The organism is Micromonospora sp. LA-10, assembly GCF_051853095.1.
Taxonomy (GTDB): domain Bacteria; phylum Actinomycetota; class Actinomycetes; order Mycobacteriales; family Micromonosporaceae; genus Micromonospora; species Micromonospora echinospora_A.
Genome location: NZ_CP195710.1, coordinates 507,815 through 524,187, shown reverse-complemented (window position 1 = coordinate 524,187; position 16,373 = coordinate 507,815). Strand labels below are relative to the sequence as shown.

At 74.8% G+C, this 16,373-nt stretch carries 16 protein-coding genes; 8 read left to right on the top strand and 8 right to left on the bottom strand.

Going from position 1 to position 16,373, the window contains the following annotated elements; genetic code table 11:
- Positions 1–91 precede the first annotated feature (91 nt).
- Positions 92–1,018: a diacylglycerol kinase family protein gene (locus ACSDG8_RS02520; protein ID WP_210899158.1), complete on the top strand. Its 927-nt coding sequence runs from the start codon at positions 92–94 to the stop codon at positions 1,016–1,018.
- Here ACSDG8_RS02520 and ACSDG8_RS02515 read toward each other — a convergent pair.
- Positions 981–1,958, bottom strand: a complete 978-nt coding sequence (locus ACSDG8_RS02515; protein WP_210899156.1) for an EamA family transporter — start codon at positions 1,956–1,958, stop codon at positions 981–983. The two genes, ACSDG8_RS02520 and ACSDG8_RS02515, sit on opposite strands and share 38 nt — an antisense overlap.
- Before the next feature lie 71 nt (positions 1,959–2,029).
- Positions 2,030–2,794 carry an HAD family hydrolase gene (locus ACSDG8_RS02510; RefSeq protein ID WP_374223582.1) on the bottom strand — a complete coding sequence of 255 codons (765 nt, stop codon included), beginning with the start codon at positions 2,792–2,794 and terminating at the stop codon, positions 2,030–2,032.
- Between the two features lie 86 nt (positions 2,795–2,880).
- Between ACSDG8_RS02510 and ACSDG8_RS02505 the strand changes: the two genes are divergently transcribed.
- The gene (locus ACSDG8_RS02505) at positions 2,881–5,661 is read left to right on the top strand and encodes a DEAD/DEAH box helicase (RefSeq protein ID WP_210899155.1); all 2,781 of its coding nucleotides are present in this window, start codon (positions 2,881–2,883) and stop codon (positions 5,659–5,661) included.
- Between the two features lie 166 nt (positions 5,662–5,827).
- The gene (locus tag ACSDG8_RS02500) at positions 5,828–6,715 is read left to right on the top strand and encodes an MHYT domain-containing protein (RefSeq protein WP_210899154.1); all 888 of its coding nucleotides are present in this window, start codon (positions 5,828–5,830) and stop codon (positions 6,713–6,715) included.
- A gap of 91 nt (positions 6,716–6,806) precedes the next feature.
- Here ACSDG8_RS02500 and ACSDG8_RS02495 read toward each other — a convergent pair whose 3' ends face one another.
- The gene (locus ACSDG8_RS02495; RefSeq protein ID WP_210899153.1) at positions 6,807–7,730 is read right to left on the bottom strand and encodes a 5'-3' exonuclease; all 924 of its coding nucleotides are present in this window, start codon (positions 7,728–7,730) and stop codon (positions 6,807–6,809) included.
- 99 nt (positions 7,731–7,829) lie between these two features.
- Between ACSDG8_RS02495 and ACSDG8_RS02490 the strand changes: the two genes are divergently transcribed.
- From ACSDG8_RS02490 to ACSDG8_RS02475, 4 genes are all read left to right on the top strand, one after another.
- On the top strand, positions 7,830–8,915 hold the full coding sequence (locus ACSDG8_RS02490; RefSeq protein ID WP_210899151.1) for a DUF4037 domain-containing protein: 1,086 nt from the start codon (positions 7,830–7,832) through the stop codon (positions 8,913–8,915).
- A 127-nt stretch (positions 8,916–9,042) separates the two neighbouring features.
- Complete coding sequence (locus ACSDG8_RS02485; RefSeq protein WP_210899149.1) at positions 9,043–10,425, top strand: extracellular catalytic domain type 1 short-chain-length polyhydroxyalkanoate depolymerase; 1,383 nt, start codon at positions 9,043–9,045, stop codon at positions 10,423–10,425.
- 152 nt (positions 10,426–10,577) lie between these two features.
- On the top strand, positions 10,578–10,700 hold the full coding sequence (locus ACSDG8_RS02480) for a 50S ribosomal protein L36 (RefSeq protein ID WP_116510746.1): 123 nt from the start codon (positions 10,578–10,580) through the stop codon (positions 10,698–10,700).
- 5 nt (positions 10,701–10,705) lie between these two features.
- Positions 10,706–11,479 carry an SDR family oxidoreductase gene (locus ACSDG8_RS02475; RefSeq protein ID WP_210899147.1) on the top strand — a complete coding sequence of 258 codons (774 nt, stop codon included), beginning with the start codon at positions 10,706–10,708 and terminating at the stop codon, positions 11,477–11,479.
- On the opposite strand, the gene ACSDG8_RS02470 is transcribed toward ACSDG8_RS02475, so the two are convergent.
- The 4 genes from ACSDG8_RS02470 to ACSDG8_RS02455 form a co-directional block, all read right to left on the bottom strand.
- Positions 11,439–12,200: a glycosyltransferase family 2 protein gene (locus ACSDG8_RS02470; RefSeq protein ID WP_210943262.1), complete on the bottom strand. Its 762-nt coding sequence runs from the start codon at positions 12,198–12,200 to the stop codon at positions 11,439–11,441. The genes ACSDG8_RS02475 and ACSDG8_RS02470 overlap by 41 nt on opposite strands.
- An 83-nt stretch (positions 12,201–12,283) precedes the next feature.
- A complete protein-coding gene (locus tag ACSDG8_RS02465; protein ID WP_210899143.1) occupies positions 12,284–12,919 on the bottom strand; it encodes a YdcF family protein in 636 nt (211 codons plus the stop codon).
- Between the two features lie 16 nt (positions 12,920–12,935).
- Positions 12,936–13,205, bottom strand: coding sequence for a DUF4873 domain-containing protein (locus ACSDG8_RS02460; protein WP_210899141.1), 270 nt, complete (start codon positions 13,203–13,205; stop codon positions 12,936–12,938).
- On the bottom strand, positions 13,202–13,918 hold the full coding sequence (locus ACSDG8_RS02455; protein ID WP_210899139.1) for a TetR family transcriptional regulator: 717 nt from the start codon (positions 13,916–13,918) through the stop codon (positions 13,202–13,204). Before ACSDG8_RS02455 ends, ACSDG8_RS02460 begins: the two co-directional genes overlap by 4 nt.
- Positions 13,919–13,966: 48 nt before the next feature.
- Here ACSDG8_RS02455 and ACSDG8_RS02450 point away from each other — a divergent pair, with 48 nt between their 5' ends.
- The gene (locus tag ACSDG8_RS02450; protein ID WP_210899136.1) at positions 13,967–14,869 is read left to right on the top strand and encodes an AurF N-oxygenase family protein; all 903 of its coding nucleotides are present in this window, start codon (positions 13,967–13,969) and stop codon (positions 14,867–14,869) included.
- Positions 14,870–14,915: 46 nt separating this feature from the next.
- Here the strand turns inward: ACSDG8_RS02450 and ACSDG8_RS02445 are convergent, their stop codons facing one another.
- Positions 14,916–16,367, bottom strand: a complete 1,452-nt coding sequence (locus ACSDG8_RS02445; protein ID WP_210899133.1) for a cellulase family glycosylhydrolase — start codon at positions 16,365–16,367, stop codon at positions 14,916–14,918.
- Positions 16,368–16,373: the final 6 nt, after the last annotated feature.

The following is a 16,373-nucleotide window of genomic DNA, read 5'->3' as shown; positions in this document are numbered from 1 at the left end:
GGCGCCCGGCACCCCCTGCCGGGCGCCGTCGGCGTACGCCGCCCGCCCAGCCCGGCGTCGCTCTGGTGACCTGCGCGACCCGTGTCGTACGGTGCTCGCCGTGACCGCGCACGATCATGTCCCGCCCGGCCCCGTCGCCGTGCTCGCCAACCCGAGCGCCGGCCGGGGACGGCACCGTGGGCTGCTGCCCCGCATCCTGGAGCGCCTGGGCGCCGCCGGCCGTCCGGTCGAGCTGCTGCGCGCGCGTACCCCGGAGGAGGCGGAGGCGGCGTGCCACGCCGCGGTGGCGGACGGCGCCGGGGCGCTGGTCACTGTGGGTGGCGACGGCACCGTGCACCGCGCGTTGCAGGCGGTCGCCGGCACGGCCGTGCCGTTCGGGCCGGTCCCGGCGGGCACCGGCAACGACTTCGCGGTGGAGACCGGCTTCCCGGCCGACCCGGCGGCCGCGGTCGAGGTGATCGCCGACGCGCTCGCCGCCGGCCGTACCCGCCCGGTCGACCTGGCTCGGCTGTCCCGGCCCGGCGTCGGGGACCGCTGGTACGGCGCGGTGCTCGCCGCCGGGTTCGACGCCATCGTCAACGAGCGGGCCAACCGGATGCGCTGGCCGCGCGGTCCCCGCCGGTACGACCTGGCGATCGTGGTGGAGCTGGCCAAGCTGCGGCCACGCCGCTACCGCCTGTCACTGGACGGTGTGCCGCAGGAGGTGGACGCGGTGCTGATCGCGGTCGGCAACGTGGCCAGCTACGGCGGTGGCATGCGGATCTGCCCGGACGCCGACCCGCACGACGGCCTGCTGGACGTGGTGGTCGGCGGCCGGTTCGACAGGCGCACGCTGATGCGGGTCAAGCCGCAGATCTACCGGGGCACGCACGTCACGCATCCGCTGGTGCGCGCCTACCGGGCCCGGACCGTGGAGTTGGCCACCGAGGGCATCACCACGTACGCCGACGGGGAACGCTCCCTCGACCTGCCGGTGACCGTCACGGCCGCCCCGGCGGCGCTGCGGCTGCTGCGCTGAGCGGCGGCTCCGGCGCGACCGCCGGGCCGGAACCGGCCGGCGGCGGCGCCGCGGGCGGTGGGGTGGGAGGCGACGGCGGGGCGGCGGCGTGGACCGCGCCGGCGCTCGCGGCGACCACCAGCACGATCGCGAGCACCTCGACCGGGTGCAGCGCCTGGCCGAGCACCAGCCAGCCGGCCACCGCGGCGATCGCCGGGCCGAGGCTCATCATGACCGCGAACGTCGCGGTCGGCAGCCGCCGCAGCGCCGCCAGCTCCAGGCTGTACGGCAGCACCGAGGCGAGCAGCGCCAGCGCGGTCCCGAGCCCCAGCACCGCCGGGTCGGCGAGCCGCCCGCCCGCGTCGGCCAGCCCGAACGGCAGCGTGAGCAGGGCGGCGAAGGTCAGCGCGAGGGCCAGCCCGTCGGCGCCGGGGAACCGCGCGCCGATCCGCGCCGAGCAGACGATGTACGCGGCCCACATGGCGCCCGCCGTCAATGCCAGCGCCGCGCCGACCGGGTCGAGCCGGTCGAAGCCGCCCTGACCGAGCAGGGCCACCCCGCCCAGCGCCAGCGCGGCCCAGAACCAGGCCGCCGCCCGGCGCGCGCCGAACACGGACAGCGCCAGCGGGCCGAGCACCTCCAGCGTCACGGCCGGGCCGAGCGGGATCCGCTCGATCGCCTGGTAGAAGATCGAGTTCATGCCGGCCAGGGCCAGCCCGAACGCGACCACGGCGGCCCAGTCGCGGCGCCCGTACCCGCGCACGCGGGGGCGGCACACCACGAGCATGACCAGCGCGCCGATGGCCAGCCGCAGCGTCACCGCCCCGGCCACCCCGGTACGCGGGAACAGCAGCGCCGCCAGCGCGGAGCCGAACTGCACCGACAGCGCCCCGCCGAGCACCAGCGCGACCCCGCCGAGCCGGCCCGGCGCACGTGGCGGCAAGGGGTGGGCACCGGTCATGCCCCTGACGTTAGCCGGTCCGCCGGGACGCCTCCGCGCCGGTCACACCCGGTCTGACCAGGCCCGGGCGCTCAGCTCGCCCCGGCGAGGTCGAGCACCGCGCCGAGCCCGTTCGGGCGGCCGGCGTCGGCGCAGGGCAGCACCAGCACCCCGCAGCCGGCCGCGACCGCGCCCGCGTCGGCCGGGGTGTCGCCCACCATCAGGGTGCGCTCCGGGTCGACACCGAGCATCCCGCAGGCCCGCAGGAAGATGCCCGGGTCCGGCTTGCAGCGCCCCACCTCGTACGACAGCGCGTAGGCGTCGACGAGCGCGTCGAGATCCCAGGCGGCGAACAGCGGCCGCAGGTCGAAGCCGATGTTGCTGACCACCGCCACCTTCACCCCGGCGGTCCGCAGCGCGCCGAGCACCGGCGTGGTGTCCGGGTACGGCACCCAGCCCTCGGGCACCAGCACCCGCTCGTAGAGCGCGTCGGCGAGCCCGTCGATGCCGGTGTCCACGGTCTCGGCCAGCCCCGTGTACGCGCCCCGGTGGGCGTGCGGGTAGAGATCGCGGTCGGCCCACAGCTCGGCCAGCCGGGGCGGTACCCGGGCCGGCAGCGGGCCGCCGGCGCGCCCGGCGGTGAGCAGCCGGTCGGCGAGGGAGGTGGCCCGGATCCGGTCCAGCTCGACCCCGCAGGCGTTCGCCGCGGCGAGCACCCAGGCCAGCGGCTCCTCGACCTGGGCGAGGGTGCCGTGGAAGTCGAAGAGCACCGCCTCCACGGGCCGGCGGGACGGTCGCGGGCCCACGGCGTCGTCGGCGCCGCTGGCGGCATGGGGCAGTTCGGTACGGTCCGGCACGTCGTGCACCCTACCGACCCGCTCCGACCGCCCTGCCGGATGGCCTTGACCGGTACTCGTCGGCCGTACCGATTAATCTTGGACGCATGTCGAGCCCCGCCGAGCGGTACGCCGCGGCGCGCCGCCGGGCCGCGCAGGCCTCCGCCTTCCCGGCCCTGGACGAATTCTCTCTGGATCTCGGGTTCGATCTCGACGATTTCCAGCGCGAGGCGTGCGAGGCGCTGGAGCGGGGCAGCGGTGTGCTGGTCTGCGCGCCCACCGGCGCCGGCAAGACCGTGGTGGGGGAGTTCGCGGTGCACATGGCGCTGCGCGGGCGCCCCGGCGGCGAGGCGCCGGCGGCCCGGCGCAAGTGCTTCTACACCACGCCGATCAAGGCGCTGTCGAACCAGAAGTACCACGACCTGGTGGACCGCTACGGCGCCGAGCAGGTCGGCCTGCTCACCGGCGACAACGCGATCAACGGCGACGCGCCGGTGGTGGTGATGACCACCGAGGTGCTGCGCAACATGCTCTACGCCGGCTCGGCCACCCTCGAGGGCCTGGCGTACGTGGTGATGGACGAGGTCCACTACCTGGCCGACCGGTTCCGCGGCGGGGTCTGGGAAGAGGTGATCATCCACCTGCCGGAGTCGGTCACGCTCGTGTCGCTGTCGGCCACCGTCTCCAACGCCGAGGAGTTCGCCGACTGGCTGGTCACCGTGCGCGGCGAGACCGCAGTGGTGGTCTCCGAGCACCGCCCGGTGCCGCTGTGGCAGCACATGCTCGTCGGCAAGCGGATGTTCGACCTGTTCCACGACGCCGACGCCGCCCGCAAGCACGACGTGCACCCGGAGCTGCTGCGCTACACCCGCGACACGATGCGCCGGCTGGAGCTGGGCGAGGGCCGCAGCGCCGGCCCCGGCGGCGGCCGGCGCGGCCCGCGCTGGCGTGGCCCGATGCGCCCGGACATCGTTGACCGGCTCGACCGGGAGGGGCTGCTTCCGGCGATCCTGTTCATCTTCAGCCGGGCCGGGTGCGACGCCGCCGTGCAGCAGTGCCTCGCCGCCGGGCTGCGGCTGACCTCCCCTGACGAACGCGCCGAGATCCGCCGCGTGGTCGAGTCCCGGGTCACCGCCATTCCCGGCGAGGACCTGTCCGTGCTCGGCTACTGGGAGTGGCTCGACGGCCTGGAGCGCGGGCTGGCCGCGCACCACGCCGGCATGCTCCCGGCGTTCAAGGAGGTCGTCGAGGAGCTGTTCGTCCGCGGGCTGGTAAAGGCCGTCTTCGCCACCGAGACGCTCGCGCTGGGCATCAACATGCCGGCCCGCTGCGTGGTGCTGGAACGCCTCGTGAAGTTCAACGGCGAGGCCCACGTCGACCTGACCCCGGGTGAGTACACCCAGCTCACCGGCCGCGCCGGCCGCCGGGGCATCGACGTCGAGGGCCACGCGGTCGTGGTGTGGTCGCCGGAGACCGACCCCCGGCACGTCGCCGGGCTCGCCTCCACCCGCACCTACCCGCTGCGTTCCAGCTTCCGGCCGTCGTACAACATGGCCGTCAACCTGGTCGGCAGCGTCGGCGCGGCGCCGGCCCGGGAACTGCTGGAGTCCTCGTTCGCGCAGTTCCAGGCGGACCGGTCGGTGGTCGGCCTGGCCCGGCAGGTGCAGCGCAACACCGAGACCATCGACGCGTACGGCGCGGAGGCCGCCTGCCACCACGGCGACTTCGACGAGTACTTCGCGCTGCGGGTGGCGATCGCCGACCGGGAACGGGCCATCGCCCGGCAGGGGCAGACCCAGCGCAAGGCGGCGGCCGTCGCCTCGCTGGAGCGGCTGCGGGTGGGCGACGTGATCCGGGTGCCGTCCGGTCGGCGGGCCGGCCTGGCAGTGGTGCTGGACCCGGCCACCGGCGGGTTCGGCGAGCCCCGGCCGCTGGTGCTCACCCAGGACCGCTGGGCCGGGCGGGTCACGCCGGGCGACTTCACCACCCCGGCGGAGGTGCTGACCCGCATCCGGGTGCCGAAGCACTTCAACCACCGCTCGCCCGCGGCCCGGCGGGACCTCGCCGCGGCGGTCAGCGGCACCGGCCTGGACCGGCACGGCGGGCGGCGCGGTGGCCGGTCCCGCCAGGCGGCGGGGGAGGACCACCGGCTCAGCCAGCTCCGGGTCGAGCTGCGCGCGCACCCGTGTCACGCCTGCCCGGACCGGGAGGAGCACGCCCGCTGGGCGGAGCGGCGGCGCCGGCTGGAACGCGACACCGAGGAGCTGCGTCAGCGGGTGTCCGGGCGGACCGGCTCGCTGGCCCGTACCTTCGACCGGATCGTGGCGTTGCTGACCGCGCGCGGCTACCTGGCCGCCGACGGCGAGGTCACCGACGCGGGCCGGACGCTGGCCCGGATCTGGACCGAGGCCGACCTGCTGGTGGCCGAGTGCCTGCGCCGCCGGGTGTGGGACGGCCTGTCCCCGGCGGAGCTGGCCGCCGCCGTGTCGGTGGTGGTCTTCGAGGCCCGGCGCGACGTCGACGAGCGGGCGTCGTTGCCGCGCGGCGGGGTCGCCGACGCGGTCGACGAGACGCTCAAGCTGTGGAGCGACATCGAGGCCGACGAGGCCGCGCGCGGCCTGGCGGTGACCCGCGAGCCGGATCTCGGGTTCGCCTGGCCGATCTACCGGTGGGCGCGCGGCGAGGCGCTGGCCAAGGTGCTCGCCAGCGGGCACCAGATCGACGGGGAGATGCCGGCCGGCGACTTCGTCCGGTGGGCGCGCCAGGTGGTCGACCTGCTCGGTCAGCTCGCCGACTCCGGCGGCGCCTCGGCCGAGCTGCGCGGCACCGCGCGGCAGGCCATCGCGGCAGTCAACCGGGGCGTGCTGGCCTACCACGCCTCCGCCTGACGGTCACTTCCGGTCAACGATTGCCGGAAATCGACGCACCGCTGCGTCACGGCGCTGCCACGGCGCGAATTGTCGGGGGGCCGATGCGTGCCCTGATCAGGGCCTGCCCGATCATTGCCCCCGGGGCGCCGTGCTTCGCGCTCGGCCGATGTGAGGGAAGGGCGTCGTGGGCGAGATCAATCACTTTGAGTACGGGTGGATCACACCCGCGCTCAGCTACGCGTTGTCAGTGCTCGGCTCGGCGCTCGGACTGGTCTGCGCCGGACGTATCCGGACCGCCACGAGCGGCGGCCAGCGCGTCTGGTGGGGCCTGCTCGCCGCGTGGGCGCTGGGCGGCACCGCCATCTGGGCCATGCACTTCATGGCGATGCTCGGGTTCGCCGTCGCCGGCACCCGCATCCGCTACGACGTGCCGCTGACGGCGGCCAGCACCGCGATCGCGGTGGGCGCGGTCGGCATCGGGCTGTGGATCGTGGGAACCGGCCGGCTCTCCGCGTTCCGGCTGCTGGGCGGCGGGTTCTTCACCGGCGCCGGCGTGGCCGCCATGCACTACACCGGCATGGCCGCGATGCGCCTGGACGGCTCGCTCGGCTACGACCCGCTGCGGGTGACGCTGTCGGTCGTCATCGCGATCGTGGCCGCCACTGTGGCGCTCTGGCTGGCGATGACCGTCCGGCGGGCGCTCGCCATCGCCGCGTCGGCGCTGGTCATGGGCATCGCGGTCAACGGCATGCACTTCACCGGCATGAGCGCTCTGTCGGTGCACCTGCACGAGAGCCGCGGCCCGGCCTCCGGCACCGAGGTGAGCGGACTGCTGGTGCCGATAGTGCTCGCCGTGATCTTCGGCGTGGTGGGGCTCGTCTACGCGCTGCTCGCCGCGCCGTCGGACGACGACCGGGCCGGGGCCGCGTACGTCAGTTCGCGGCTCGGTGAGGCGCCGCAGCCCGTCGCCCCCGAGCCCGCGCCGGACCCGGTCGGTCTGCGTGCCCGCTCGACGCTGGCGCAGCCCGGCGCCCAGTTCCCGTCCCGCCGGAGCACCGACCGCCGCCAGTGATCAACTGATCACTTTCGGCCAGTACGGCTGTCGATTGATCGGTGCCGGCTGGCCCCGGACGCGGCAGCGCCGGCGAATCGGCGCGGGGCCGTCAGTCCCGGGCCGTGGCCAGCGCGTCGACCAGGCGGCGGCACGAGCCGGCCAGGTTCCAGCGCTCCGCGAGCTCCAGCAGCCGGTCCGGGTCGGCGGGCGACGTCGGCAGCGCCGGATCCAGCTCGGGCAGCGGCACGTCGGTGGCGACCCGGACCACCTTCGGCGCCACCGCCAGATAGTCGCGGGCGGCGTCGAGCTTGGCGCGCAGCCCCGGGGCGAAGCCGGAGCGGGGGTCGTCGAGCGCGGCCAGGATGCCGTCGAGCCCGCCGTAGCGGTCGATCAGCCGGGCGGCGGTCTTCTCGCCCACCCCGGCTACGCCGGGCAGGCCGTCGCTGGGGTCGCCGCGCAGCGCCGCGAAGTCGGCGTACCGGTCGGCGGGCACGCCGTAGCGGGCCCGTACCGCCGCGTCGTCGCAGTCGTCCAGCTTGGCCACGCCCCGCCCGACGTAGAGCAGCCGCACCGGGCGCGCGTCGTCGACGAGCTGGAACAGGTCGCGGTCGCCGGAGACCACCTCGACCGGGCCGGGCTGGGTCACCGAGAGCGTGCCGAGCACGTCGTCGGCCTCGTAGCCGGTGGCGCCCACGGCCGGGATGCCGAGCGCGTCGAGGACCTCCAGGATCATCGGCACCTGCGGGGACAACGTGTCCGGCACGACCTCGCCGCCCTCGGGCGCGACCCGGTGCGCCTTGTACGACGGCAGCAGCTCCACCCGCCACGCCGGCCGCCAGTCGTGGTCCATCGCGCAGATCATCCGGTCGGGCCGGCGGGTGCGTACCAGCTGGGCGAGCATGTCGAGGAAGCCGCGCACGGCGTTGACCGGCTGACCGTCGCCGGTCTTCGCGGCCGACTCGGGAATGCCGAAGTAGGCGCGGAAGTAGAGGCTGGGGGAGTCGATCAGGAGGATCGGCTGTCGGTGTGCCACGGCGGCAAGCCTTCCACAGCCCTGTGACGAGATGGGGGAGGCGGCCGCCGGGCCGGAAACCCGGGCGCGCGCGGGGCGTCCGGTGCGCAGACTGGCGGGGTGAGCTTCGTACCCGGCCTGACGCTGGCCCGCCGGTTCCACGACGAGGTGGTGGGGCCGCTGCTGGCGCGGCGGCTGCCCGGCCTGCGCTACGCCGCCGGTCTGCTCGACGGCGGCTCCGAGCTGCTCGGCCTCGACACGCCCCGCTCCACCGACCACGACTGGGGTCCGCGTACCCAGGTCTTCGTCGCGGACGTGGACGACGTGGCGCCGGTACGGGCGGCGCTCGACGCCGAGCTGCCGGCGCGCTTCCTGGGCTGGCCGACCCGGTACGCGGGCGGCCCGGCGGCGCGGCTCGGCACGGTCCGCGCCGACGGTGACCGGCACGGCGTGACGGTGGACGAGCTGGGTGCGTGGTGGCGTGACCGGCTCGGCGTCGACGTCGGCGCCGGCATGTCGGTGGCGGACTGGCTCGCGACGCCGACGCAGCGGCTGGCGGAGCTGACCGGGGGAGCGGTGTTCCACGACGGGCTCGGCGGGGCGCTCACCGCCGCCCGCGCCGCGCTGGCCTGGTATCCGGACGACGTGTGGCGGCACGTGCTGGCGTCCGGGTGGCAGCGGGTCGCGCAGGCCGAGCACCTGGCGGGCCGGTGCGCCGAGGTCGGCGACGAGCTGGGCAGCCGGGTGGTGACGGCCGGGCTGGCCCGCGATCTGATGCGCCTCGGGCTGCTGCTGCGGCGCCGCTGGCCCCCGTACGCGAAATGGCTCGGCACGGTGTTCGCGACGCTGCCGGGCGCGGCGCCGGTGGTGGACGGGCTCGCCGCCGCGCTCGGTCCGGGCGGCTGGGCGGCCCGGGAGCCGGGCCTGGTGCGGGCGCTGGAGACGCTGGCCGGCTGGACCAACGACGCCGCTCTGGCGCCGCCGGTGGACCCGGCCGCCCGGCCCTTCCACGACCGGCCGTTCCTGGTGCTCGACGCGGGCCGGTTCGTCGAGGCGCTGCGCGCCGCGATCACCGATCCGCTGTTGCGCGACCGGCCGCCGGTCGGCGCGGTGGACCAGTACGTCGACAACGTGGACGTGCTCACCCACCCGGACCGGGCCTGCCGGGTGGCCGCGGCGGTTGTCGGCCCGCCGGACCGGGCCTAGACTGCGATCGGGTCGCATCGATCAGCGACTGTCTATCTCGCTCCGAGGGTCCGGGCCGCCCTTCGCGGGCGCCTCGCCGGCGAGAACGCCGCTGCGCGCGGCGTTCCCACCACCCGAGGAGAACCGCATGCTGTCCAGAAGGAGCAGACTCCGGCTGCTCGGCGCGGCGCTGGCCGCGGCCGGGCTCGCCGTCGCGGCGGCGCTCGCCGTGCCCGGTCCCGCCTCGGCGGCGTCGCTGACCGAGGTGACGAACTTCGGCACGAACCCGAGCAACCTGCGCATGTACCTGTACGTCCCGGACACCGTCGCGGCCCGCCCCGGGCTGCTGGTGGTGAACCACTACTGCACCGGCAGCGGCCCGGCCATGTACTCGGGCACCCAGTTCGCGGCGCTCGCCGACCGGTACGGCTACATCGTGGTCTACCCGTCGGTCACGCGCAGCAGCAAGTGCTTCGACGTCTCGTCGCCGCAGGCGCTGCGCCGCGACGGCGGCAGCGACCCGGTGGGCGTCAAGTCGATGGTGGACTACGTGCGGCAGCGCTACCCGGTCGACTCGCTGCGGATCTTCACCACCGGCACCTCGTCCGGCGCGATGATGACGAACGTGCTGCTCGGCCTCTACCCGGACGTGTTCCGGGCCGGGGCGGCCTTCGCCGGCGTGCCGTTCGGCTGCTTCGCCACCACGAACGGCTCGGAGTGGAACAGCGAGTGCGCCAACGGTCAGGTGCTGAAGACCCCGCAGCAGTGGGGTGACCTGGTCCGCAACGCCTATCCCGGCTACACCGGCCCGCGTCCGCGCATGCAGATCTGGCACGGCACCAACGACGAGACGCTGCGCTACCCGAACTTCGGCGAGCAGATCGACCAGTGGACGAACCTGCACGGGCTGAGCCAGACGCCCGACTACACGGACAGTCCGCGGGCCGGCTACACCCGTACCCGCTACGGCGGCATCGGCGGCCTCTCGACTGTCGAGGCGATCAGCATGCAGGGCGTCACGCACAACCTGCCGGTGGACGCGGCCGAGGCGGTGCGCTTCTTCGGCCTGGACACCGCGCCGCCGACCAGCCCGCCGCCCACCACGGCCGTCCCCACCACGCCTCCGCCCACCACGCCTCCGCCGACGACGCCGCCGCCCACCACTCCGCCGCCGCCCACCACTCCGCCGCCGCCCACGACGCCGCCGCCGTCGGGTGCCTGCCGCGTCGGGTACGTGGTGAACGCCTGGAACAACGGCCTCACCGCCTCGGTGACGATCACCAACACGTCCACCACGGCGATCAACGGCTGGAACCTCGCGTTCACGCTGCCGAGCGGCCAGACGATCACCGGCGGCTGGAACGCCACGTACAGCCCGTCCAGCGGCGCGGTGACCGCCCGCAACGTCTCCTACAACCCGGTGATCGGACCGGGCGGCTCGGTGGACATCGGCTTCCAGGCCACCCACACCGGCAACGCCGGCAGACCCGCCTCGTTCACGCTCAACGGAAGCGCCTGTACGGCCGCCTGACCGGCGCGCCGCCGTCCTGGCGGCATCACCGGTCCGGGTGATGCCGCCACCCGGCCGCGTCACGCCCGTCGCGGCGGGCGCGGTCGGGCATGACCGTCCCGGCGGCGGGTACCCGCACCGGACGGACACCGGCGGGAACCGAAGGAGCGGATATGAAGGTCCGAAGCTCCCTGCGCGGGCTCAAGCGCAAGGCCAACTCGATTGTGGTCCGGCGCCGGGGCAAGCTGTTCGTGCTGAACAAGTCCGACCGGCGGCAGAAGGCCCGGCAGGGCTGAGCCCGATGGCGGACATCCTGATCACCGGGGCCGGCAGCGGGCTCGGTCGGGGCACGGCGCTCGGGCTGGCCCGCGCCGGCCACCACGTGATCGCCGCCGCGCAGGTCTGGCCGCAGGTCCGCGAGCTGCGCGCCGAGGCCGAACGGGCCGGCGTCGCGCTGGAAGCGATCAAGCTGGACGTCACCGACCCGGCCGACCGGGCCGCGGCCGCCCGCCACCGCGTCGACATCCTGGTGCTCAACGCGGGCGTGCAGGAGGCCGGCGCCGTGGTGGAGATCCCGATGGACCGGGTCCGCCGCTCGTTCGACGTGAACGTCTTCGGCCACCTGCACCTGGCGCAGGACCTCGTGCCGCCGATGCTGGCCCGGGGCGCCGGCAAGGTGGTCTGGGTGTCCTCGGCGGTCGGCGTACGGACCCGGCCGTTCATCGGCGTCTACGCCGCCACGAAGCACGCGATCGAGGCGCTCGCCTGGGCCATGAAGGGCGAGCTGGAACCGCGCGGCGTGCGCGTCGCGGTGATCAACCCGGGCCCGTACCGGACCGGCTACAACGACACCGGCGTGGAGACCATGTCCCAGTGGTGGGACGAGTCCACCGCCCTGCTGCCGCGCCCCGACTTCGGCGACTACCTGGGCCACCAGCGCGATCCACAGGAGATGATCGACGAGATGGTCCGGGTGGTGCCCGCCGACGCGCACCCGTACCGCACCACGTACCCGCCGTCGCTGCGCGAGCAGCTCAGGGAGTTCGAGTCGCAGGTGTGGGACGCGACGTCGTGACGCCGGCGTCCGGGACCCGCCCCGGGTGGGCGCGGCCGGCCAGCCGGGCCGCGGCGAAACCGACCAGCGGGCGGTAGATCCGCACCGAGTCGGCGAGCGCGGAGAAGTGCGAACCCGAGTTGCCCGCGTGGTAGCGGGTGGTGATGTCCACCTGTTCGATCGGCAGCCCGGCGCCCACCGCGCGCAGCAGCACGTCCATCTCGTACTCGAAGCGGTCACCGGGGATCGTGACCAGCCAGTCCAGCAGCCCGGCCGGGTACGCCCGCAGGCCGGTCTGGGTGTCCCGCACGTCCCGCCCGGTCGCCAGCCGGAACGCGACCCGGGTCGCGGCGTTGCCGAACCGGCTGCGCGCCGGCACCTCGCCGTTGAAGCGGCGCACGCCGAGCGTCGTCGCGCCGGTGGCGCGCATCCGCTCGGCCACCCGGCACACGTCGGGCACGAGGTGCTGGCCGTCGGCGTCCACACAGAGCACGTCGTGTCCCGGGTGGTGCGCGGCGGCGTACCGGAAGCCGGTGCGCAGCACCACGCCCTTGCCCCGGTTGACCCGGCGGCGCAGCACCGTCGCGCCGCGGGCGCGGGCCGCGCCGAGCACCCCGGCGGCGGCCGGGCCGCTGCCGTCGTCCACGACCAGCACCCGTGCCCCGGGCAGCGCGGCCCGCAGGTCGGTGACCAGCGGCGCAAGCCGGTCACCCGGTCGGTACACCGGCACGAGCACGATCACGGAACCTCCCGGCTGGACTCGCCCGCCGGCACGGCCCGCCGGGTCGATCGAGGACCGTCGTACCCCCGGGTCGCGACCGCGAATCACCGGCGGGGCGTGAGGCGTCCGATCCGGTCGGCCGCGCGGGTCAGCGCGCGCTCGCGGCGCAGCGACGCCTCCGGGGTACGCACACCGAGATAGCCGAGCCGGCTGAGCGCCCGGGCGGCCCGCTCGCGCCGCGCCGGCACCGGGTCGGGCGCGGTCACCGGCACGTCGGCCAGCGCCGGGCCGGACAGGCCCAGCACGCGCGCGGCGAGCAGCCGGACGCGGGGCAGGTGCCACGGATGCGTGACCAGCCCGAGCGGGCGCCGCGCGGTGAACTCGGCCGCGCCGAGCAGCCCGTCCTGCACCGTGTGCGCCAGGTTCTGCAGCGTGGTGCGGGACCGGGTCTCGGCCGCCGAGCGGGCGTACGCGTCGAGCCCGGCGTCGCGGGCCAGCGCCCGCATCAGCTCGCCCTCGCGGAATCCGGGCGGCGGGCCGGGCGCCCCGGCCGGGCCGTGCGGCCAGCCGCCGGTGAACACCACCCGGGCGCCGGGCGCGCGGCGGAACTCCTCGGCGTGCGCCCGGACGTACGCCACAGCGGCCTCGGTGCGCGCGACGCTCTCGGCCGTGAGCCGGTAGCCGTCGTCACCGGCCACCACGCCACGGCCGAAGACCAGCAGGACGGTGGCGGTCGTCATCCCCTCACGGTACGTGTCACTCCTCCTCCGGCGGCCAGGGCGGCGCCCCGACGCCGGTGATGCGCACCCCGCCCCACGGGTCGACCTCGGTCAGGCGGGCCCGGGTGACGCGCTCGCCGATGCGGACCTCCACGTCGCGGCGGCCGGAGCGCAGCAGCCGCACCAGGCGCGGCTCCGGCTCGACCCGCCCGGCCCAGTGGTAGCGGCCGTCGACCGGCTCGAACCGGCCGCCGGCGTGCAGCCGTACCGGGGTGCCGGCGATCTCGGCCGTGCCCTGCCAGGTCACCCGTCGATCCGCTCGTGCGCGCGGGTCAGCTCCGGCGGCAGGTCCGCGCCGCGCCGTACCCCCTCGATGCCGCTCCACAGCAGCGTGGTCAGGTATTCGGTGAGCGCGGACCGGTGGATCGGCTGCCCGTGCGTGGTCCACCAGTCGCCGACCGCCTGCACGAACCCGACCAGCCCGTACGCCCACGGCTCGGCCGGCCCGGCGTCGAGACCGAGCGCGCGCAGCCGGTCGCCGATGACCCGGGCCAGTCCGGTGGCGACCTGCCGGCTGGTGCCGGCGACCACCTGCTGGATGCCCGGGTGGCCGGACTCGTGCACCAGGAACCGGTAGAGCGAGGGCTCGAACTCCACCACGCTCAGGTACGCGTCGATTGTCGCCTCGACCAGCGCCCGCTCCTCGCGGACCTGCTCCACGGCGGGCGCGACGGCGGCCACCACGCGCTCCGCGACCACCTCGCTGACCGCCAGCCAGAGCTGCGCCTTGTCGGCGAAGTAGCGGTAGAGCACCGGCTTGCTGACCCCGGCGGTGGCCGCGACCTGGTCCATGTCGACGTTCGGGCCGTGCCGCAGCAGCGCCTGCACGGCGGCGGAGATCAGCTCCTGGCGGCGCTGTTCGCGGTGCTCCGCCCAGCGGTCGCGCCGCCCGCCGGAGCGGGGCGGGGACGGCTCCGGCGAGGGGTCGGGGCCATTGACATCGGTGGTGGTGCGTCGCATGCTACCACTCGTAACAGTTACTGGAAGTTACGTCAATATGGAGGGGTCATGGAGCGGACGACGGCCGGATTCCCGCGCGAGGCGGTCGCCGATCGCCTCCTCACCGCCTCCGTACGCACCAGCTACGACCCCATGGTGGACATCGACTGGTCGGCGCCGCCCGCGCCCGGCGCGTACTGGCTGCCGCCGCAGCGCAGCAGCCTCTACGGCACGCCACTGTGGGACGCGATGACCGAGGAACAGCGGATCGAGCTGACCAAGCACGAGGTCGCCAGCGCCGCCAGCGCCGGGATCTGGTTCGAGACCATCCTCATGCAGATGCTGATCCGGCAGTACTACGACGCGGATCCGACCAGCCGCCACGCCCAGTACGCGCTCACCGAGGTCGCCGACGAGTGCCGGCACTCCATCATGTTCGGCCGGCTCATCGAGGCCACCGGCGCGCCCGTCTACCGCGCCGAGCCCGTCGACCACCTGCTCGGGCGCTGGCTCAAGGCCACCGCGACCGGCCCGCAGATGTACGCCGCCATCCTCATCGCCGAGGAGATCCTCGACTCGTTCCAGCGCGAGATCATGGCCGACGAGTCGTTGCAGCCGCTGATCCGGATGGTGTCGCGCATCCATGTGGTCGAGGAGGCCCGGCACGTGCGCTTCGCCCGCGACGAGCTGGCCCGGCAGGTGGAGGCGTCCGGGCCGGTCGCGCTCGCGTACGCGCGCCTGGTGATCGGGCGGGCCGCGTACTCGATCACGCGGCGGCTGGTGCACCCGAGGGCGTACGCGGCGGTCGGGATCGACCCGGCGGCCGGTCACGCCGCGGCGCGGGCCAACCCGCACTGGCGGGCCACGCTGCGCTGGTCCGCCCAGCGGATCGCCGAGCACCTGACCGAGCTGGGCCTGGTGTCCGGGCCGGGCCGGCTGCTGTGGCGCCGGGCCGGGCTGATCGAGGGCTGACCGGCGGCGACCCGAAGGGGATGAGGATCGCCGCCGGCCCGCCCGGTCAGGAGGTCGGGAAGTTGTCGGGGGTACGGATCCGGTCGCGCATGTACGCGCCGGACTGCGTGAGCACCGACGTCCCGCTGAACGAGCCGGACGCGCACGTGCCCGGCCGCAGCGCCGCCGAGCCCTCGGCGGCGTCGGAGAACGTCCAGTTGGCGTAGCTGATCTTCAGCCGGTCGAGCAGGTCGAGCCAGGCGTTGCTGCTGGCGGTGTCGACAGCGCCGTCGCCGGTGTAGGTGACGGTGCCGAACTCGGTGACGAACAGCGGCAGCCGGGACGCGGCCCGCTGCACCTCGTTGCGGTAGTTGTCCTGGTGCGAGGCGGCGTAGAAGTGGAACGCGTACATGATGTTCTGCGCCCGCACCGGGTTGTTCACGATCTCGTCGGAGTTGCTGCCGTCGGACACGCCCAGCGAGGACCAGCCGCGGGTGCCGACGATGACCACCGCGTCCGGGTCGTTGGCCCGGATCACCGGGATGACCTGCTCGGCGTAGTTGCGGATGGTCGACCAGCTGACCCCGTTGGGCTCGTTGGTGATCTCGTAGATCACGTTCTTCTTGGCCGCGTTGCGCGCCGACACGTTGGCGAAGAACGTCTTGGCCCGGTCCAGGTTGTACATCGGGTCACCGGGGGTCAGCGTGTGGAAGTCGATGAGCGCGTACATGCCGCGGGCCTCGGCCTTGTCCACGAGCGTGTTCACCTGGGCGGTGAAGCCGGCCGGGTTGGTCTCGTAGCCCTGCTCCTGCACGTACATCGAGATGCGCAGCAGGTCCGCCTGCCACTCGTCGGCCAGCACGTTGAGCGAGGTGTCGGTGTAGCAGTTGGCGAACCACTGCAGGCCGTGGGTGCTCATGCCGCGCAGCTGGATCGGCCGGCCGTACTGGTTGCAGAGGTTGACCCCGCAGACCTGGAGCTGGCCGTTGATCGCGACCGGGGTGGTGCCGGTCGGCGGCGGCGTCGTGGGCGGGGGAGTGGTCGGCGGCGGGGGCGTGCTGGGCGGCGGGGTGCTCGGCGGCGGGGTGCTCGTGCCGCCGGTGCAGGCCGTGCCGTTGAGCGTGAACGAGGTGGGGCTCGGGTTGGACCCGGTCCAGGAGCCGTTGAAGCCCACAGTGGTGCTCGCGCCGGTGCCGAGCGCGCCGTTGTAGTCGACGCTGCGCGCGGTGACCGAGGAGCCGCTCTGCTGCCAGGTGGCCGACCAGCCCTGCACCACGCGCTGGCCGCCGTCGGGGAAGGTGAAGCCCAGCGTCCAGTTGCTCACCGGGTCGCCGAGGTTCTTCACCGCGACGGTGGCGGTGAAGCCGCCGGGCCACGAGTTGGTGGTGTAGGTGACGGCACAGCCGGTCGCGGCCATCGCGTTGGCCGGCGGCAGGACGGCCGTCGCTGCCAGGGCGAGCGCGCCGACCGCGCCGCCGACGAGCAGATGCCGCCGCGACGGCCGGGGAATTGAGGACATGCGGGA

Coding starts and splice junctions, on each gene's coding strand:
- ACSDG8_RS02505 (WP_210899155.1), top strand. CDS start 2,881: ATGTCGAGCCCCGCCGAGCGGTACGCCGCGGCGCGCCGCCGGGCCGCG.
- ACSDG8_RS02450 (WP_210899136.1), top strand. CDS start 13,967: ATGGAGCGGACGACGGCCGGATTCCCGCGCGAGGCGGTCGCCGATCGC.
- ACSDG8_RS02485 (WP_210899149.1), top strand. CDS start 9,043: ATGCTGTCCAGAAGGAGCAGACTCCGGCTGCTCGGCGCGGCGCTGGCC.
- ACSDG8_RS02515 (WP_210899156.1), bottom strand. CDS start 1,958: ATGACCGGTGCCCACCCCTTGCCGCCACGTGCGCCGGGCCGGCTCGGC.
- ACSDG8_RS02480 (WP_116510746.1), top strand. CDS start 10,578: ATGAAGGTCCGAAGCTCCCTGCGCGGGCTCAAGCGCAAGGCCAACTCG.
- ACSDG8_RS02465 (WP_210899143.1), bottom strand. CDS start 12,919: ATGACGACCGCCACCGTCCTGCTGGTCTTCGGCCGTGGCGTGGTGGCC.
- ACSDG8_RS02445 (WP_210899133.1), bottom strand. CDS start 16,367: ATGTCCTCAATTCCCCGGCCGTCGCGGCGGCATCTGCTCGTCGGCGGC.
- ACSDG8_RS02475 (WP_210899147.1), top strand. CDS start 10,706: ATGGCGGACATCCTGATCACCGGGGCCGGCAGCGGGCTCGGTCGGGGC.
- ACSDG8_RS02455 (WP_210899139.1), bottom strand. CDS start 13,918: ATGCGACGCACCACCACCGATGTCAATGGCCCCGACCCCTCGCCGGAG.